The organism is Kangiella shandongensis, assembly GCF_020005365.1.
Classification (GTDB): domain Bacteria; phylum Pseudomonadota; class Gammaproteobacteria; order Enterobacterales; family Kangiellaceae; genus Kangiella; species Kangiella shandongensis.
This window is the reverse complement of record NZ_JACNML010000002.1, coordinates 103155-121929: the sequence shown is the minus strand read 5'-3', so window position 1 is coordinate 121929 and position 18775 is coordinate 103155. Positions and strand designations below refer to the sequence as shown.

Annotated in this window: 12 protein-coding genes; 8 read left to right on the top strand and 4 right to left on the bottom strand. The window is 45.4% G+C overall.

The window, feature by feature from the left end:
• Window positions 1-200: 200 nt before the first annotated feature.
• From H7708_RS02430 to H7708_RS02420, 3 genes are all read left to right on the top strand, one after another.
• Entirely contained in the window at window positions 201-521 is a 321-nt protein-coding gene (locus tag H7708_RS02430; protein ID WP_223668883.1) for a YeaC family protein, read from the top strand.
• Between the two features lie 187 nt (window positions 522-708).
• Window positions 709-1164 carry a M48 family metalloprotease gene (locus tag H7708_RS02425; protein WP_223668882.1) on the top strand — a complete coding sequence of 152 codons (456 nt, stop codon included), beginning with the start codon at window positions 709-711 and terminating at the stop codon, window positions 1162-1164.
• Window positions 1165-1175: 11 nt separating this feature from the next.
• Window positions 1176-1640 carry an OsmC family protein gene (locus H7708_RS02420; protein WP_223668881.1) on the top strand — a complete coding sequence of 155 codons (465 nt, stop codon included), beginning with the start codon at window positions 1176-1178 and terminating at the stop codon, window positions 1638-1640.
• Here H7708_RS02420 and ansA read toward each other — a convergent pair.
• Window positions 1637-2650 carry an asparaginase gene (gene ansA, locus H7708_RS02415; protein ID WP_223668880.1) on the bottom strand — a complete coding sequence of 338 codons (1014 nt, stop codon included), beginning with the start codon at window positions 2648-2650 and terminating at the stop codon, window positions 1637-1639. The genes H7708_RS02420 and ansA overlap by 4 nt on opposite strands.
• A 91-nt stretch (window positions 2651-2741) precedes the next feature.
• The gene (locus H7708_RS02410) at window positions 2742-4046 is read right to left on the bottom strand and encodes an amidohydrolase (protein ID WP_223668879.1); all 1305 of its coding nucleotides are present in this window, start codon (window positions 4044-4046) and stop codon (window positions 2742-2744) included.
• A gap of 125 nt (window positions 4047-4171) precedes the next feature.
• Here H7708_RS02410 and H7708_RS02405 point away from each other — a divergent pair, with 125 nt between their 5' ends.
• Complete coding sequence (locus H7708_RS02405; protein ID WP_223668878.1) at window positions 4172-4816, top strand: site-2 protease family protein; 645 nt, start codon at window positions 4172-4174, stop codon at window positions 4814-4816.
• A 656-nt stretch (window positions 4817-5472) separates the two neighbouring features.
• Here H7708_RS02405 and H7708_RS02400 read toward each other — a convergent pair.
• A complete protein-coding gene (locus H7708_RS02400) occupies window positions 5473-7887 on the bottom strand; it encodes an acyl-CoA dehydrogenase (RefSeq protein WP_223668877.1) in 2415 nt (804 codons plus the stop codon).
• A 217-nt stretch (window positions 7888-8104) separates the two neighbouring features.
• On the opposite strand from H7708_RS02400, the gene H7708_RS02395 reads away from it, so the two are divergent.
• On the top strand, window positions 8105-8968 hold the full coding sequence (locus tag H7708_RS02395; RefSeq protein ID WP_223668876.1) for a hypothetical protein: 864 nt from the start codon (window positions 8105-8107) through the stop codon (window positions 8966-8968).
• A gap of 26 nt (window positions 8969-8994) precedes the next feature.
• On the top strand, window positions 8995-12876 hold the full coding sequence (gene hrpA, locus H7708_RS02390; RefSeq protein WP_223668875.1) for an ATP-dependent RNA helicase HrpA: 3882 nt from the start codon (window positions 8995-8997) through the stop codon (window positions 12874-12876).
• On the opposite strand, the gene H7708_RS02385 is transcribed toward hrpA, so the two are convergent.
• Window positions 12873-14147: a diguanylate cyclase gene (locus H7708_RS02385; protein ID WP_223668874.1), complete on the bottom strand. Its 1275-nt coding sequence runs from the start codon at window positions 14145-14147 to the stop codon at window positions 12873-12875. The genes hrpA and H7708_RS02385 overlap by 4 nt on opposite strands.
• 613 nt (window positions 14148-14760) lie before the next feature.
• On the opposite strand from H7708_RS02385, the gene H7708_RS02380 reads away from it, so the two are divergent.
• Both H7708_RS02380 and H7708_RS02375 read left to right on the top strand, forming a co-directional pair.
• On the top strand, window positions 14761-16713 hold the full coding sequence (locus H7708_RS02380) for a DUF7467 domain-containing protein (RefSeq protein ID WP_223669086.1): 1953 nt from the start codon (window positions 14761-14763) through the stop codon (window positions 16711-16713).
• 161 nt (window positions 16714-16874) lie between these two features.
• Window positions 16875-18767 carry an LVIVD repeat-containing protein gene (locus tag H7708_RS02375; protein WP_223668873.1) on the top strand — a complete coding sequence of 631 codons (1893 nt, stop codon included), beginning with the start codon at window positions 16875-16877 and terminating at the stop codon, window positions 18765-18767.
• Window positions 18768-18775: the final 8 nt, after the last annotated feature.

Below are 18775 nucleotides of genomic sequence, written 5' to 3'. Positions count from 1 at the left end.
TTGTGAACTGTCACAATAATTATTGTTAACTATATCACAAAAAAGTCTCCATACAACTGAAATATGGGGAATTCCACCTATGCAGACATTTGCTTTGCTCAATAGGCGGTTCATTGAATATTACTCCACATGATGCTCACTGGATCATTTGCGCAAAATTCTGCATAATTGCGTCTCGTTGAGGCTTATTGTGAGCTTTTATGGACTATTCCAAACTAATTGAAACCCTGACTCCTGATATGATAGAGCGCTTTACGGCTGCTGTGGAAACAGGGAAATGGCCGGACGGCACCAAGTTATCTGAACAACAGAAAGAAACCTGTCTGCAGGCTATTCTATTATATCAAGCCAAACAGAATGATGCTGCTGAGGAGCCTTTTACTATTACAAAAGATGGTGAGCTTGTTACTGGTCAAAAGCTTAGACAGGATTATTCAAGTAACTCCTCAACAGAAGAAAGCCAACAGACAAGCGTAAAGGTTGATCCTGCACTTATTATTCCGAACACAAATAAGCACTAGCGACATTATTCAGGAAGAGTGTTTAAATAAACGTTTAAGTAATTATTGGTATACTGTGGGACTTGTTATCTTAGAAGGGCAACTCTATTATAAAAGTAACTTCTGGTTCTGGAAGTTGCCTGCATATAGCTGAAAACAGTCTATTTTAGGTGTATTAAATAGCTGTTTCATAACAAAGGAAGTGTGTATGAAAACGTTTTTAGTAAGCCTTGTTACCCCTTTATTGTTCACACATTTTGCTGCGAAAGCGGCTGTTCCAATTCGAGAGATTCCAAACCCAAACTTATCTGATGTCGCTGTAGCGTCGATTGATGCGCAGGGGCCTGTTATTTATTACAACCCTAGAATTACGCAACAGGCTGGTCCATATTTAAGCGAGTTTTTCAGAGCGCATGAATACGGGCATCATCACTTAGGACATTTGTATAGGGAGCAGTTTCAAGCGAATCCTTATAACCGAGCCTGGGTTAGACAGTCTTATGAAAAAGAGGCTGATTGCTATGCTGCCAGGCGAGTTTCACCTACAGCAGCTAGAGCTGCGGTTAGTTTTTTTAATCAATTGCATGGAGCTTCACGCCCAGACTGGTATCATCCAACTGGTTATGAGCGAGCCGCTGTAATTATTCGCTGTAGGCAAGGGTAAAAGGAAAGTAAATGGCACAATATTTCGCAACAATAAACTGGTCTCGTGGCGACCAAAAATTTTTCGATAATCAGTATAGCCGTGCACATCAATGGTCGTTTGATGGTGGAGCGGTAGTTGAAGCTTCGTCATCACCACATATTGTGCCGCTGCCGCACTCTGTTGAATCGAATGTCGATCCAGAGGAGGCTTTTGTTGCTTCACTTTCAAGTTGTCATATGTTGTTTTTCTTATCGATTGCCGCAAAAAAACGTTTAGTCGTCGATAGTTATGAAGATGAGGCTGTCGGAGTAATGGGTAAAGATGAGCAGGGCAAAGAATTTGTTGAGACTGTCACTCTTAAGCCAAAAGCGGTTTTCTCAGGAGAAAAGCAACCAAGTGCAGAAGTGCTTGAGAAAATGCATCATCAAGCACATGAGCTTTGCTTTATTGCGAACTCTGTTAAAACTAAGGTCTTAACAGAAGTTCGTTCTTAATTTGTTAGCTCTCCGCGCAAGCTTATCACCATATTCTTGCGAATAGTTTCTACATCAAGGCCGCGGCTAAACAGATAATAAAGTTTGGCCAGGGCTGCCTCTGTAGTCATATCAAAACCAGACGTAACTCCTGCATCCATCAGGATTTTCCCTGTTTCATAGGTGCTCATATTAACCGAACCCTTAAGGCATTGAGTGCAGTTAACAATGACCTTGCCCTGACTGGTTGCCTGCTTAATAGCATCCATTAATGGCAGGTTGTTTACTGGGGCATTGCCAGCGCCATAACTTCGTAGCACGACACCGTCGATATCCTGATTTAGGAAGTCTTTGACCATTTCCTCCGAGATACCGGGAAAGAGCGTCAAAATAGCAATCTTTGGAGAATTGAAATGGCGAACAGTCAGTTCTTTATGTTTGCGTTGCCAGATTAAATGCTCACGTACTTTAATTGTGCTGCCAATACTGGCTAATGGCGGCATATTCGGCGAACTGAAAGCAGCGAAGCCATCAGCATCGGTCTTTATCGTGCGATTTCCACGATGCAAATGATCGTGGAAGAACAGGCTAACCTCAGGGATAGGATAGTTAGCAGCCAAATACACAGCGTTAATCAGGTTATCTCTGGCATCGGTACGAAGCTGTGTCAATGGAATCTGCGAACCGGTAAAGATTACAGGTTTCTGTAACCCTTCAAGCATGAAAGACAGGGCCGAAGCCGTATAGGCCATGGTATCGGTACCGTGTAGGATGACAAAACCGTCATAATCCTGGTAGTTTTTTTCAATATCATCAGCGATAAGATGCCAGTCTTTAGGCGACATATTGGCCGAATCAATCGGCTCTGCATAATCGTGCACCGTAATTTCCGGCATTTCTGGATGATCAAACTCTGGAAAACTCTTCAGGGTATCCTTAAGAAAGCCTTTTTGTGGCACAAAGCCCTTGTCACTGGGTTTCATACCAATGGTGCCGCCTGTATAAGCGATATAGACTTTCTTTCTTGCCATAATGAGTACCGGTTACTGAACAGTTTTAAGGCGGGAAGTATAGCGATTACCAGCGGAGATAAAAAGCCTTTATCACCGCTGGTTGTAGGAGTTATTCTACGTTGGCCTCAAGATAATCAATAGTCAAACGGGACAGGGCCTTAACGCCAAGTTTCATGCCGGACTCGTCAATATAGAAGTCAGGTGTATGGTGTGGTGCTGCTTCTGAGGCAGGAAGCCCTTTGGGTTTTCCTCCGATAAAGAAGAAAACTCCGGGCACTTCTCGAGCATAGAAAGAGAAGTCTTCCGCGCCAGTAATGGGCGGAATAATGTTTACGTGATTTGCACCAGCGACTTCTTTAAATGTTGGCATCATTTGATCGGTGAGTTCAGGGTTATTGTAGGTCACGGGATAGGATGAAGAGTAGGGGACTTTAACCTCAACCTCGGCTCCCATCGACTCGCCAATTAATGTTGCTTTTTTGCGCACCAGCTCCAGAATTCTTTCACGATCCTGAGTGCTCAGAGTTCTGATGGTGCCGGTCATTTCAGCGGTTTCCGGAATAATATTGGAGCGTACGCCAGCGTCAATCGTGCCTACGGTGACCACTGATGCCTGACGGGTTAGCGGCATATGACGGCTGACGATGGTTTGCAGGCCATTAATAATTTGTGTTGCCGTCACGATAGGGTCGATCGAGTCCCAAGGGGTTGAGCCGTGAGCCTGTTTGCCTTTGATGGTAATTTTAAAGTCATCGGAACCTGCCATAATTCCACGCTTACGGATATTGATGGTGCCGACATCCGTGCCCGCTGAAATGTGAAGGCCAAATATGACATCCACGTCAGGATTTTTTAGAACTCCTTCCTTAACCATCAACTCAGCGCCGCCTTCTTCACCAGGAGGGGCGCCTTCTTCCGCAGGTTGGAAAATAAACTTTACTGTACCTGGAAGCTGGTCTTTTATCCCCGTTAATAGCTCGGCAACACCCATCAAAATAGCCATGTGCGTATCATGACCGCAGGCATGCATCACCGGAACTTCTTTACCCAGGTACTCGCCAATAGCCTTGGAGGCAAAGGGGAGTTCTGCGCGTTCTTTGACAGGAAGCGCATCCATATCGGCTCGTAGCGCTACCACAGGACCGGGCTTCCCGCCCTTAAGTACTGCGACTACGCCAGTGTGAGCCACACCAGTTGTAACTTCCAAACCAAGCGCTTCTAAATGGCGAGCTATGTACTTGCTGGTCTCAAATTCGCGATTACTCAGCTCAGGGTTCTGATGCAGGTGACGCCGCCAGTCGATAACTTTTTGTTCTAAAGAATCGGCTGCCTCAACAACTTCCTGCTTAGTATCTGCATATACCGCTGGCAGCAAGGACGCTGATAGCAGTATGCTCATAATGGTTTTTTTCATAATGCCCCTCCGGTTTTTAACTACTTTTACAGGCTTTGAGAGCATAATGCAAACCCGCAAGTGCTTGTAATATAGGAGAACAAACCCCAGAATACTCCTAGCTAACCTATTAATGAGAAAGACACATGTTGCCACTATTAACCAACGGCCATTATGCCGTTTTCGCCATTGTCATGTTTGTGATTATTTTTTCACTGACATTACACGAATTTGGACATGCATATTCCGCCAAGTTACTCGGCGATGATACTGCTGAGAAAATGGGGCGGCTGAACCTGAACCCACTTAATCATATTGATCCGGTGGGATTGTTGGCGGTGGTATTAATTGGTTTTGGTTACGCCAAACCGGTACCGATTACGCCCCGTAAATTAAAGCCTCACTGGGGCAGTGCAGCCGTCGCCGCAGCCGGGCCTTTTATGAACTTTCTGATCGCGCTAGTCGCTGTCAATTTACAGGCCGCAGCATGGGTTTTTGATATAGCCTCGCTGCAGTCGCAAGTAGCCCAAACCTCGCTTAGCTTCCTTGCCATGATTAATATTCTACTGATGCTGTTTAACTTATTGCCGATCGGACCGCTTGATGGGCACTATGTGATGGAATGGTTATTACCGAAGCGTTATAAATACCAATACCACCAGCTCAACGGCAAATACGGCACCATGTTCTTTATGGCACTGATCGTCCTGAGCATTTTGGGTGTACCGATTTTTAGCTTTTTATGGAGTGCAGCGCAGACCATGTCGGGGTGGATTAATTTTGTGGTTTGATATGGTCCTTTAATTTTTTCGTATTTCGCTTTTCAGCAAGTTACTTTCTCTTACGTGGTTAAGAGAAAGTAACCAAAGAGAAGACCACCCGATATTGAGGTCATGCAAGCATGACTTCCTAGCCTCATCACAAAATATTTAACGCAGGGTCTGCCCCTCTGGGTACCAGAGTTTACAGCACTTCCTTGTGCTGTAAACTCTTATCAAAATCGTCCTGATTTTGATTGCTATATTTTGTGATGAACCTAGCTCAATATAAGGGACTAGAGTAACCTGATAATCATTTATTACCCCTTGGAGTTAGTTGAGTGAATACAAAGTTATAGCGCAAATTTGTAGGTGACCGTAAGGAAATCCCTTGGGAGATAGCCAAATTTAGTCAAAACGAGTAGGTGACTGAAAGGAACTCCTTTAGGGGATGTTGAGTTTGACGACGCGCGAGTCACTTTTGCGAAGGAAGACTATAAGGCCTAATGCGGGGTGCATTCTTTTGGTCCTTTTTCTTAGCCAGATAAAGAAAGGAACTCGATGAGAGTCGAAAGGCTTAACTAAAAATGCCGCTTACTTTTCAGTAAACGGCAAGCTCGTCATTCCCACGAAGGTGGGAATCTATATGAGGGGAGATCCCCGACTTCGCGGGGATGACGTAAGTGGTTTTAGTTCTCCGATAAGTGATGCTTCATTTCTTCTGGAGCAAAGTCGTCAACATTAACCACTTCCAGTCGAGCTTCTTCGGCATCTATTACCAGTTGATACTCGTCTTGCGTGATATGACCTGCATCGAGCGCTTCTTTGGCGAATGGCACCACCTGATGGTTTGCTGCACGCTTGCCAAGTGCTTCCGAGAATTTCTTAACGATAGGCTCCATTTCAAGCTGTAGACGTAACGCTTGATCAACTTTATATAAGTTGCTGGCGTCGGATTCAGACTTGAAGATGCCGTGCGTCAATTCTTCGCGCATGGCTTGCGGTTCTTGTAGCTGTCGCGCCAGTTTACGGCTTAACTTATCGCTTGGGGGGGATAGAGTTAACCCCAGAGGAAAAACATTTAAGCGCAAAGCCTTGCCCATCCAGCCAATAGGAAAGTTTTTGAGGACGCCGTCAGCCGCCATTTGCGTTTCGTATAGGCAGTGTTCAAGGGCCCATTGTACGATTTCTTTATCGTGTTCAGGACGACCTTTGTCGTGGAACATCTTTAAGACCGCCGAAGCGATATAAAGATTACTTAACATGTCACCCAGACGACCTGAAATCATTTCACGACGTTTTAATTCACCACCAAGTACACCCATGGTGACATCTGATAAGAAGGCGAGGGCGCTTGAGAAACGGGTAATATGTTGATAGTAACGACCAGTAAAGTCCGACTGTGGCTTTTTGACTAGTAAGCTACCAGATAGACCTAACCAAGTCGTACGGATTTTATTACTCATGGCAAAGCCGATGTGGCTAAACAGAGCTTTGTCGAAGTCTTTAATCGCTTCTTTGCGGTTTTCGTTTTGTGTTGCCTGAATTTCTTTTAGCACGTAAGGATGGCAACGGATCGACCCTTGACCATAGATAATCAGGCTACGGGTTAAGATGTTGGCACCTTCTACCGTGATCGAAATAGGCGCACCTTGATAAGCACGAGCCATGTAGTTTTTTGGTCCTACCATGACGGCTTTACCACCATGAACATCCATGCCGTCAATAGCTGCGTCTTGCGCAAGGGAAGTACTGTGGCATTTAACAATCGCAGAAGCTACTGATGGTTTCTCGCCACTATCAATACCTGATGCCGTGAAGGTTAGCATGGAATCGACCATGTAGGCTTTACCCGCGATTCGTGCTAAAGCTTCCATCACTCCTTCCATGTAACCTACCGGCACATTGAACTGACGACGGATACGGGCGTAAGCACCGGTGGTATAGGCGGCCATTTTTGCGCCACCATTTGCGCTTGAAGGTAGTGAGATTGCTCGGCCTGCGGATAAACAATCAACCAACATTCTCCAGCCTTGGCCTGCGTTTTTAGCGCCGCCGATAATGTAGTCGAGTGGTACAAATACATCTTTGCCTGAGGTTGGTCCGTTTTGGAATGGCGCACTGATCGGATAGTGACGGCGTCCAATTTCTACACCATCAGTATCCGTAGGAATAAGGGCACAGGTGATACCTAAATCTTCTTTATCTCCAAGCAATCCGTCGGGATCATAAAGTTTGAAAGCAAGGCCTAAAATTGAGGCTACAGGCGCCAACGTAATGTAACGCTTGTCCCATGTTAACTTCATCCCCAGAACTTCTTCGCCATTCCATTGACCTTTGCAGATAATACCTTTATCCGGAATGCCGCCCGCATCTGAGCCAGCTTCAATTGCTGTTAGAGCAAAACAAGGGACCTCTTCGCCTTTCGCCAGGCGCGGTAGATAATGCTCGCGCTGTTCCTGCGTGCCGTAGTGCATCAGCAATTCTGCCGGGCCTAACGAGTTTGGTACCGAAACAATACTGCCTGCAGTCGCACTCAATGAGTTAATCTTAGTCAGTACGCGAGACTGAGCGTAAGAAGAGAAGCCCAGGCCGCCGTATTCTTTAGGAATAATAAAGCTGAAAAAGCCCTTTTCTTTGATAAAGCTCCATACTTCAGGCGGCAGATCGCGATCGATGTGAGTAATCTGCCAGTCGTTGATCATGCTGCAAAGTTCTTCAAGAGGGCCGTCGATAAACTCTTGCTCTTCTTTGGTTAGCGTCGCCTTGTTGAAATTATGTAACCGTTTCCAGTTCGGCTTACCACCAAATACTTCAGCTTCCCACCAGACGGTACCTGCGTCTAAAGCCTCTTGTTCGGTATCAGAGATACGCGGCATGATACCTTTAAAGATATCGAGGAGCTTCGCTGACACTTTGCGTCGCACAAAAGTCAGGTTAAGTGGTAGGAAAATAGCCAGAAAGATAACCCAGTGGACATAAGGGATACCGTCATAAACGCTCCAAGCCACCAGAATCGCTGCCAGGGTCAAGCTTGTCATTTTGAGACTGGCACGATGATATAGCGTAACCATCAGCGCCAGCAGAAGTATTATTGTCAGCATAGCAACCTCATTAAAATTGTTAACTTAAACCAGTCTATCACAACTGCTCGTACCAGTTGAAGTGAATTTATAACGGTTTATGACTGAGATCAATACACTTAAATACTTGATGTTAAACTGAGATTATTAGAGTATGTCACAGTTTTGTTACGGTACTCGCTTGTGACGGTGCTGTTTTATAACGATACTGTTTTATGAGAATAATGGAGAAAGCAGCATGAAACGCCTAGTCGTTGCCATCATTCATGGTATAGCTTCAGAAGATAAGCATTATTCCACCGAGTTTAAGCATCGGGTGGTTGAGCACTATCTCAAAGGAGATAGAAAAAATCGTATGGAAGACGATTTGTTATTCCATGAAATTTACTGGGGCGACTTAATTCAGGGCGTCAACGAAGAGCTGTTACAGCGTCTCGACTACCGGAATGAGTTGACCTATACCTCGGTTCGTCAGCTATTTGTGGATTTTATGAACCTGGCGCTAGCTTATAACAACAGCTCAGATTCTGGGCTGTATCAGGCAATACATAACCGGATTGCCGATAGCATGAAAAAGTTATCGGCTCATCGTCATGTTGATGCGGACAATACGCCGGTTGTTTTACTCGCGCATTCTTTCGGTTCGGTGATCATGTCACACTATATTCAGGATTTGCGTAATGCCGGGGCCGGCAATGAAAAAGTTTCAAACATGACCTGTGTTGAACGTTTTGAAACCCTGGCTGGGCTTATTACATTCGGTAGCCCTTTGGCCATTTACGATAGCTTGACTGAACGTCTGCCGGCACCAATCGAAAAAACTGGGCATAAGCTGGATCCTGAATTGAAGGCTCGTGCAAAGTGGCTTAATTTTTATGATAAAGATGATATCGTGGCGTATCCAATGAAAAGTATCAGCGATGACTACGAAAAAGTCGTTTCTGCTGATCACGAGATTAACGTAGGCAGCGCCGCCACTTCGTGGAACCCTGCTTGCCATACCGGTTATTGGGAAGATAAAGACTTTTACCGGCCCGTTGCCAACTATTTAGGTGAAATGAGGGCGTCACACCCATTTTGGGAATTGCCTGACACTCTCTGATTGATTTTTTAATAGCTTAAGATTTTATGACTGATAACTCTACCTCGGCTGTCAGCCTTGATGGCTGCCTGTTAAGCGATATCGATAATATAAAGAAACTACAGAATGCGATCGCTAAACGCGTTAAACAGGGCCTGCCTGCGTCAAAACTTGAAGGTAAGTTAACCAAGCTGATGCAATCATCAGTGCGCCTGGTCGAGCAGCGGCAGAATATTATTCCGGATTCTATTGAATACGATGATTCATTACCTGTCTCCCAGTCCCGAGAGAAAGTTGCTGAGCTGATTAACAATAATCAGGTTGTGGTTATTGCTGGTGAAACTGGTTCGGGTAAAACCACGCAATTACCCAAGATCTGTCTTGAGCTGGGGCTTGGTAGAAGAGGGCGTATCGGTCATACCCAGCCCAGACGGGTGGCAGCTACCAGTGTGTCTCGTCGAATTGCGGAAGAGCTTAAAACCGAGATCGGGCAGGTCATCGGTTTTAATATTCGTTTTAATGACCAAACCAATGTCGTGACTCCGATCAAAGTGATGACGGATGGGGTTTTACTGAACGAGATCATTCACGATCCTTTATTGATGCAGTATGACGCCATCATCGTTGATGAGGCTCATGAACGCAGTTTAAATATTGATTTCCTGCTGGGGTATTTAAAGCGGCTGATAGCTAAGCGCTCCGACCTTAAGATTATTATTACCTCGGCTACCATTGATGTTGACAGTTTCGCCAGGCACTTTGCGATTGATGGTAAGCCAGCTCCTGTTCTCGAGATTAGCGGTAGAACTTATCCGGTGGACGTTTGGTATCGTCCCAACGATGAAGAGAATCCTTTACCACAGGTTGATCAGGTTGGACATGCGGTGCAGGAAATTATGGCACACGGTCCCGGCGATATTCTGATTTTCCTACCTGGTGAGGCGGATATTCGCGATACGGCAAAACACTTGCGTAAAGAAGCTTTTCAGGGCTGTGAAGTGTTACCGCTGTATGCACGGTTGTCGATGTCAGAGCAGGAGAAGATTTTCAAACCGTCAGGCGGCAAACGCCGTATTGTATTGGCGACCAACGTTGCCGAAACGTCTATTACTGTGCCGGGTATCCGCTATGTGATTGACCCGGGCTTGGCGCGCATCAGTCGTTATTCGGTACGTAGCAAAATCCAGCGCCTGCCGATTGAAAAAATCTCGCAGGCCAGTGCTAATCAACGTAAAGGTCGCTGTGGCCGGGTGGCTGAAGGTATCTGTATTCGTCTGTACAGCGAAGAAGATTTCAATGAACGACAGGAGTTTACCGACGCTGAAATTTTAAGGACCAATCTGGCGGCTGTGATTTTACAGATGAAACAGCTGAAGCTGGGAGATGTTCAGGACTTTCCGTTTATTAATCCGCCTGAAGAGCGACAGGTTAGTGATGGTTTAAATCTGCTCAACGAGTTACAGGCGCTTGGTGATAACAAGCGACTGACTCCTATCGGGAAAAAGATGGCTCGCTTGCCGATTGAGCCACGACTGGCGCGAATTTTACTGGCTGGCGAAGAGCAGCAGTTTCTCAGTTATGCTTTAGTTTTAGCAGCATTTCTTTCGGTAAAAGATCCGCGAGAATGGCCTTTTGATAAGAAAGAGCAGGCACAGCAAAAGCACGCGAAATATAAGCATAAAACCTCAGACTTTATCGCCATTATTAATTTATGGAATTTCCTGCATCAGCAACAGGCCGACTTAAGTAACAGCGCTTTCAGACGTTATTGCAAAGAAGAGCTGATTAATTTTAATGCTTACCGTGAATGGAAAAGTACTTATCGTCAGCTGAAAAGCCTGATGCAGCAGAGAGGAAGCCATAAAAATCCCAAAGAGTGGCAAACCGCCGAGTTTGAGCAGGAAGATCCAGTTTTTTATCAGAAATTACATCAGGTGTTATTGACTGGATTACTTAGCTTTATCGGGCAAAAAGATATTGAGAAAGGTTACCTTGGAACCCGCCAGAGTAAGTTTATGGTGCATCCGCAATCCATTAATTTTAAGAAGCAGCCACCGTGGCTGGTAACCTTTGAGATTGTCGAAACAACGCAGCCCTATGCGCGCATGACAGCAGCGATTGAACCGAATTGGTTGGAGCAGCTGGCAAGCCATTTAATAAAAACCCATTATTATGATGCGCATTGGAGCAAAAATCGTGGTGCTGTTGTCGCTTATATGCAGCAGACCTTATTGGGGCTGAAAATCGTCAGTAATCGTACGGTTAACTACAGCGCTGTCGAACCGGAACTGTGCCGGGAGTTATTTGTGTTGCATGCTTTAGTGCGACAGGAATTGGAGTCTAAGCAGCCATTCCACCAGCATAATGTCGAGGTTAAAAAACAGGTCGAACAGGAAGTCGCCAAAGCAAGGCAGGCGGATTTATGGGCTGATGAGCATGAGATTGCACACTGGTTTGAGCGTAAGCTGCCGGAGCAGATTAACAGTGTTAAGACCTTAAATAACTGGCTGAAAAAAGATCGAGAAAGACATAATGCTTTAATCAGTTTATCGCCAGAAGTCCTTTTACCCGAAGAGCAGGAAGATAAAGGGTTGTACCCGGAAACGGTTACGGTGAAAGGGGTGGAATTAAAACTTAAATATCACTTTGAGCCGGGGCATGAGAAAGATGGGGTTACTGTCCGACTGCCGCAAAGCTTAACGGGGCAATTTACAGACGGAGACTTTGAACGCCTGGTTCCTGGACTGTTAGAGGAAAAAATTGAGTATCTTATTCGCTCCCTGCCAAAGCGATTCAGAAAGAACTTTGTGCCGGTGCCGCAGTTTGCTCAGGCCTGCTATGAAAAGGTGCTCGAAAGCAAAGGGCGGCTAATTGATATTATTACACAACATCTGTTTACGATGACTGGTGTCATTTTACCCATGGAAGCCTGGTCAGAGCTTAACTTACCGGAGCATTTTCTGATGCGTTTCGAGGTAGTCAATGATGATGGGAAACTACTCTATAGCTCGCGGACGCTGGAAGAAAAGCCGAAGACAGTCGCTAAAGTAAAACACAAGCCAAAGAAGAAAGTGAAGAGCTTGACCTACACTGCTTGGCCAGATGAGTATGACAGCGAAGGCAGTATGCAGGAGGCAGGGGTCGATATCCCGGTGTTTAATGCGATTGAAGACGCGGGCGATAAGGTTCGAATTATACCTATTGTCAATCAAAAGCAGGCTGAGAAAACGCATATTCGAGGAGTGTGTCGACTGATTGCGTTACAAGAGAGTATGACCTTCAATTATCTGCAAAAGAAGTATCATAATCGCCAGCAGTTGATGCTGGCCTGTGCGTCGCTTTACTCGCCTGAAGAGTTAATTAATGACGTTATGATGGCTGTAGTCAAAGAACATGTCTCTCACTCTGTGCCCTATACCAAAAAAGAGTTTGAAGCAGGCGTGCAACAAGTACAGAAAGAGTTAGTGCCTGATGCTAATAAGGTTCTCGATCAACTGGTCGGAATCCTAAAGTCCAGAAACGGTTGTTTAAGTGAAATAAAATCGTTGGGTAAAAACTTTAAGGCTGCTTATAACGATATCAAGGAGCAGCTGGACTACCTGTTCCAGGCTGGCTTCTGTTATCGCTTTGGAACGGAGCATGTACGCGATTATGCTCGCTATCTGAAAGCTATCGAGTTGCGTATCGAACGGATACAACATAACCCATTAAAGGATATGCAGCTGATGCAGCAGTTTGCGTCCTGGCACGAGGAGTTGGAGCGTCTACAGGAAAACGCTAAAGTACCTCAGTTCGAGGTCGATGAGTATGGCTGGATGCTACAGGAGTATCGCATATCGCTATTTGCGCAGGGGCAAAAAACACGTTTTCCAATCTCACATAAGCGGTTACAGAAGTTTTTAGACAAGCTGGCTCGAGAATACGTTTAGTTTGCCGTCAACATTAATGTATCATCTATAACACGGTTACGACCTGACTCTTTAGCATGATAAAGGCGTTTATCGGCTTCTTCTATCATGCTGGTGAGTTCTTTTTTCAGGGTTGAATAAACACCAATGCTGACAGTGACCTGTAGTGTGTGCTCTTCGGCGCGAATAATGGTGTTGCTAATTTTCTGGCGGAGTTTTTCAAAATATACCTGCGCATGATCCGAAGGCATACCGGTCATGTACATACAGAATTCTTCTCCTCCAAAGCGAGCGACAACGTCTGATTTTCGGATCGACGATCTAAGAATACCAGCTACTTCCCGGAGTACGACATCACCTATCGAATGCCCATATTTATCGTTAACCTGTTTAAATTTATCAATATCAATCATGGCGCAGGTGACGGCAGCATTTTGACGCACCATCGAGTCATGCATGGTATCTGTGACATTGAAAAAATGGCGGCGGTTGGGTATGCCGGTTAAGAAGTCGTTACTGGCAGCTGTCGCCAACTCCTGATAGGTATTTAAGCGATCGAGGTAAGAGTTAACCCGAAGGTAGAACTCTTCGGCCAGAAACGACTGTTTAATGATAAAGTCGTCGGCACCGTGCTTTAAAAAAGTGGCTGCCATTAAACTTTGTCCGGCTCCTGATACGCCGAGAATGGCCAGTTCCTGCTTGCTATAGATATGGCGCAAGCGTCGAGTCAGTTCACAGCCATCCATTTCGGGCATGTGGTAGTCCGTGATCACCATCTTGACGTCCTGGTGATACTTAACATAATCATAGGCTTCACTTGGCCGGGTAAAGTGGATGACGTCGTAAGCATGAACTTCTAATAAGGTTTGTAAAATTTTCGCTGAGGTTTTAGAGTCTTCGACGATGACAATTTTATTGTTCGGGTTGCGTTTAAGGCGATTGATGCTCTCCACGATTTCATTGACTACATGCTTATCATTCTTAATAAAATAATCGATGACCTTCAAACGCCAAAAACGTGTACGAAGTCGAGCGGTGATATCGCTGATTAATACCAGGGTTGGAAGCTTATGTTTCCTAAAAAGTTCGACAGCCTCACCATCAACGGTATCACGCAGGCGATAACTGATGAGGCAGGCATGAATCGTTTCTTGATCAATACGAGCCAGGACAATTTTTGCTTCTTCCAATGTATTACAAGTAATAACTCCGAAAGGGGAGTTATCTATGATTTGCTTTTCAACAAGAGCACAAAAGAACTTGCTGTCATCCACGATGATGATTTTTTTCATGGGTTAACAATCCTTATTGTTATTACGTGTAAATTATAAGGAGACACGTTTGGGCTTTCCTTAAACTGAGTACGATTTTTACCTTTCTTTAGCCTTTTTTACGTTCTGAGGTAAAAATAGATAGCTTTTTCGATTTTTTTTCTATTTTATTTAACTTTTTTTGGCAATTTTTGTCACTGGTTAGACCAAAAAAATGTATAGATCCTTGACGCACTAGCTGTCTTAAGAGCGAATCTGGGGAAAATATGTGACCCAGTTATACCTCAAACTGAGAACTGTCAAGGTATTGATCATATTTGCGTTTCTTCCATATTTGCATTGCTGACCCCGCTTAAAAACAGCAACAGCACTAGAATCATTTTAAGTGTAAATAATTCTTACCAACCTTACAAGAATAGCCGCATATAGCCCTATAAGTAGCTATGTATTGTTTAATTTTTAGACAATAGACAGCGCAAAAAAGACTTAATATATTGGATTTTGAATTACTGACTAATGCGATTTTGCATTGAGATGTAATGGGTAAAGGATTGCCAACTTCAGCTTTGCAAATGGCTAAAGTCGCGCAACGAAGTTTAATTTAAATATAGGTATTCAGTGGAGGGATTTTCCAATGAGAAATTCATTTCGTATGGCTGTGAAACTGGGGGCGGCCCTAGGGCTGCTTTTAGGCTCGCAGTTAAGTTTTGCAGGCCCCAAAATACATGAGGTACAACCTTACCCTGCAGCAGAACCGACGAATCTGGTTATATGGGGAACCGGGTTTGACGATCCAAGTATTTATTTTGGTACACACCCCGATCCACTAGTGATTAGTGCGGATCAAACCCCATGTACCACCATGGAGTTCAACCCAGCACCACCGCTCGACCCGACGGATTTTCAATGTATTGTAGTCGATTTACCTTATGTTAATAACGGTGCTCCAGCGGTTCCTTCCGGTGACTACCTCTTAAAAATAGTCGTTGAAGGTACCAATATTTGTGGTTCAAAACCTAGCTCTTTAACGTTCGATTACAACCCTTCAGACTGTACAGGAGTTAATGCTCAAGATGCTTTTTGTACTGGTGATATGACAGGCGCGGTAGGAGCTACCAGTCTTAGTTTATCCAGTCAAAGCAATAAATGGTCTTTTCCTAGCATGATTTATCCTGGTGATGCAGTGACTTTTACGTCAAATCACCCATCAGCTAATGAACTCAGTGTTGAGCTTAGTGAAGGAGGTCTATCGCAGAGCTTTAATATTCATACTTCCTGCTCTGAACCGCTCCTTTTAGGAGACGTATTCGGTAGTTTTGAACTAGTCGATTACGTAGGAGACGAAGGTAGTCCAGTTGATGAGATGGATCTCTACGATTTAACCCTTGGTGGGGTAGGACCTGAAGGTCCTCAAGGCCCACAAGGTAAAAAAGGTGAGCAGGGCGACCAAGGTCCTCAAGGTAAGAAAGGGGATGCCGGTGACACAGGCCCACAAGGTCCTCAGGGTAAACAAGGTGATACCGGTGCTCAAGGTCCACAAGGTAAAGAAGGTCCTGCCGGTCAAGATGGAGCCCAGGGTCCACAGGGTAAAGAAGGTCCTGCCGGACAAGACGGAGCTCAAGGTCCACAAGGTAAAGAAGGTCCTGCCGGTCAAGATGGAGCCCAGGGTCCACAAGGTAAGAAAGGTGATACCGGTGATACTGGTGCCCAAGGTCCTCAAGGTAAAATAGGTCCTCAGGGTGATACAGGTGCCCAAGGTCCACAGGGTAAGAAAGGTGATACCGGTGATACTGGTGCCCAGGGTCCTCAAGGTAAAGTAGGTCCTCAAGGTGATACTGGTGCCCAGGGTCCACAGGGTAAGAAAGGTGATACCGGTGATACTGGTGCCCAAGGTCCACAGGGTAAGAAAGGTGATACCGGTGATACTGGTGCCCAAGGTCCTCAAGGTAAAATAGGTCCTCAAGGTGACCAAGGCCCTCAAGGTAAAATGGGGCTAAAAGGTGATACCGGTGACCAAGGTCCTCAAGGTAAGAAAGGTGACACTGGTAATACAGGTCCACAAGGTCCTCAAGGCAAGAAAGGTGATACCGGTGATACTGGTGCCCAAGGTCCTCAAGGTAAAGTAGGTCCTCAGGGTGAGAAAGGTGACCCAGGTGACGACGGAATTGGTTCTAACTTGATGTGCTTTGGTACTGACCAAACTATCGGTACACAAGGTAAGTTCATGGGGTTAGGTCAACAGTCCGGAACACACGATAGCGTTGGTGTTATCAGTCCATTCGCTGCCGACGCCGAGGTACTAACCCTAGTAGTTAAAGCGGCACAGGGTAATAATCCAGCTTCAGGTTTTGCAGTCTTGTACCATGATGCTGCCGGAGGCGCTCAAGGTGGTGAACAAGTTGGTTCGGCTCCAAATAACCAATGTATCTTGAATGACACTGCTGTTAAGAGTGTTTGTAAGATTACCTTCAGCACGAACAACTCGTTAGAGTTATTCGATAGCCTGAGCGTGTTCATCAAAACTGATGGTGGTAACTTCGAAGGTGGCTCAGCCTGTGTCTTGATCGACCCCGATGGTACTGAGTAAGTCCCTCGCGTGAAGTGAGTAAAGCCCGGCGTATGCTGGGCTTTTTCTCGTAGACTTACGCAATTAATAGTGCTATAGATAAACTGTTAAGCTTTAAGAATGATTAAGGTGGTTTGCAAATGATGGATTTATTTGTGTTATGTCAAAGGGTCAAAGTAAGCATGCTAGCTTTACTGTTTCTTGGTGGGCTGGCGGGCTTTTCTTCTACTGTTGCTTCTTCAAGTTCTACCAACTCTTCGTCACCTCAAACGTCTCGTTCTAATGTAGGTTTGGCTATGACAGGGCGGTGGAATCAAGGGCCGGTTTTCGCTAGTGCCGTTTCCGGAAATTATATGTATTTCGGCTCTTCGGGGACGGTCAGAGTGGTAGAGGTTGATAAAGACTCAAGTGGTAATGCGGTTGCCTGGCAGGAAGTGGCATCTATTGGCACCGATGGGGTTGTAAGAGATATGCTCATTGAAGGAGGTTATCTCTATCTTGCCGATGGCTCTGGCTGGATGCGAGTGATTAATATTGAGCAGCCAGATAAACCAAAACTGAGTGGTCAGGTTGAGTTAAACAGCGAAATTAAAGCGATTCATTATAATAATGGCCATATCTATATAGCTGCTGGTTGGGCTGGGTTGCATATCATTGATGTCTCTGATCCTGAAGCTCCAAGCTTAGTTAATAGCTATAAGTCTGGAGGTTATGCTCTTGATGTCGTGGTGGTGCATGAAACAGCCTTTATTGCTGCGGGTCAGGACCATGGTTTACAAATTGTAGACCTGTCTGATCTTACTAGTCCCCAATTGATCGCTTCACATGAGATAACAGGCAGTGCTTCTGGTGTAGACTCTGACGGTGAGCATGCCTATGTGGTTAATATGGATGATGAGAAGCCGGGTTTGCACATATTTGATGTCAGCGAGCGGGAAAACCCTGTTCGAATTGCTATCCAGCCATTAATTTATGGTGCTGAGCGCGTCAGGCTCGAAGGTAATATGGTGTATGTCGCTGGAGTGGCTAATGATGCTGGTTTAATTGTGGTCGATGTTTCCAATCCGAATAGCCCGGTTAAGTTAGGTTCCTGGTGGGATTCAACCTGCTCTGAGTCAGTCACTATTGATAATGAGATTGCCTACTTGGCGCATGGTGACCAAGGGCTGGAAATTCTGGACGTCAGAGATCCGAACGAACCAGAAGTGATTAAACATTTTTCAGCCGCTGGCCGTGTCAGGGGAGTCGATACTCAGGGCCATATAGCTTATGTCGCTAATGGTTATCGTGGGCTGAAAGTTGTCGACGTTTCTAATAACTCGAGTCCGGTGGATTTGTCTGAATTAAAGACTTACCGTGCGCTGGATGTTGATGTTGCCGGCCCTTTTGCTCACGTGGCGGATGATTGGGCTGGATATAAGCTGATTGATGTTTCAAATCCTTCACAACCAAAGCTTGTTTCAGAGCTGGATACTCCGGGCTATGCTGAAGACATATTTGTGTTAAGGAATATGGTGTATATCGCTGATGGTGAGGGTGGATTACGTATCCTTGATCTATCAGAGCCATCTGCCCCTAGAGAAGTGGCTTCCGTTTCGGTCGATGGCGGCTATGCTTATGAAGTCGTTGTCATTGGTGACTTTGCTTACCTGGCTGCGGGTAAAGCGGGGTTGCTGGTCATTAATGTGTCTAACCCAAGCAGGCCGATTGTTTATTCGAAATATCACATAAAAAACAACAAGTTTGAAGTTAGAGGCGTTACCGTGCAGGGGCCGTACGCGTTTGTGGCTGCTGGTTATACAGGGCTCACTATTTTAGATGCTTCCAGTCCTGCACAGCTGCGACTTGTGGGGCGTTTTGAAACAAAGCGCCGGGCAAATAATGTCAGTGTTGTTGGTGATAAGGCTTATGTGGTTGACTCGGATAATATTCGAGTTCTTGATGTCAGCAAACCCCACGCACCAAGAGAAATCGACGATCATCCAATGCCAGCCAGTGCAGCCAAAGTCCATAGCAACCTCAAGGGTGTGTATGTCGCTGGAATGGAGTCAGGACTCCTGATTTTCGAGCCTTAGCTGTTTAG

What these genes read in the sequence shown, in the direction of transcription:
- H7708_RS02380 (WP_223669086.1), top strand. Translation starts at nt 14,761, where the DNA reads ATGAGAAATTCATTTCGTATGGCTGTGAAACTGGGGGCGGCCCTAGGG.
- H7708_RS02375 (WP_223668873.1), top strand. Translation starts at nt 16,875, where the DNA reads ATGCTAGCTTTACTGTTTCTTGGTGGGCTGGCGGGCTTTTCTTCTACT.
- H7708_RS02395 (WP_223668876.1), top strand. Translation starts at nt 8,105, where the DNA reads ATGAAACGCCTAGTCGTTGCCATCATTCATGGTATAGCTTCAGAAGAT.
- H7708_RS02405 (WP_223668878.1), top strand. Translation starts at nt 4,172, where the DNA reads ATGTTGCCACTATTAACCAACGGCCATTATGCCGTTTTCGCCATTGTC.
- H7708_RS02410 (WP_223668879.1), bottom strand. Translation starts at nt 4,046, where the DNA reads ATGAAAAAAACCATTATGAGCATACTGCTATCAGCGTCCTTGCTGCCA.
- ansA (WP_223668880.1), bottom strand. Translation starts at nt 2,650, where the DNA reads ATGGCAAGAAAGAAAGTCTATATCGCTTATACAGGCGGCACCATTGGT.
- H7708_RS02425 (WP_223668882.1), top strand. Translation starts at nt 709, where the DNA reads ATGAAAACGTTTTTAGTAAGCCTTGTTACCCCTTTATTGTTCACACAT.
- H7708_RS02430 (WP_223668883.1), top strand. Translation starts at nt 201, where the DNA reads ATGGACTATTCCAAACTAATTGAAACCCTGACTCCTGATATGATAGAG.
- hrpA (WP_223668875.1), top strand. Translation starts at nt 8,995, where the DNA reads ATGACTGATAACTCTACCTCGGCTGTCAGCCTTGATGGCTGCCTGTTA.
- H7708_RS02385 (WP_223668874.1), bottom strand. Translation starts at nt 14,147, where the DNA reads ATGAAAAAAATCATCATCGTGGATGACAGCAAGTTCTTTTGTGCTCTT.
- H7708_RS02400 (WP_223668877.1), bottom strand. Translation starts at nt 7,887, where the DNA reads ATGCTGACAATAATACTTCTGCTGGCGCTGATGGTTACGCTATATCAT.
- H7708_RS02420 (WP_223668881.1), top strand. Translation starts at nt 1,176, where the DNA reads ATGGCACAATATTTCGCAACAATAAACTGGTCTCGTGGCGACCAAAAA.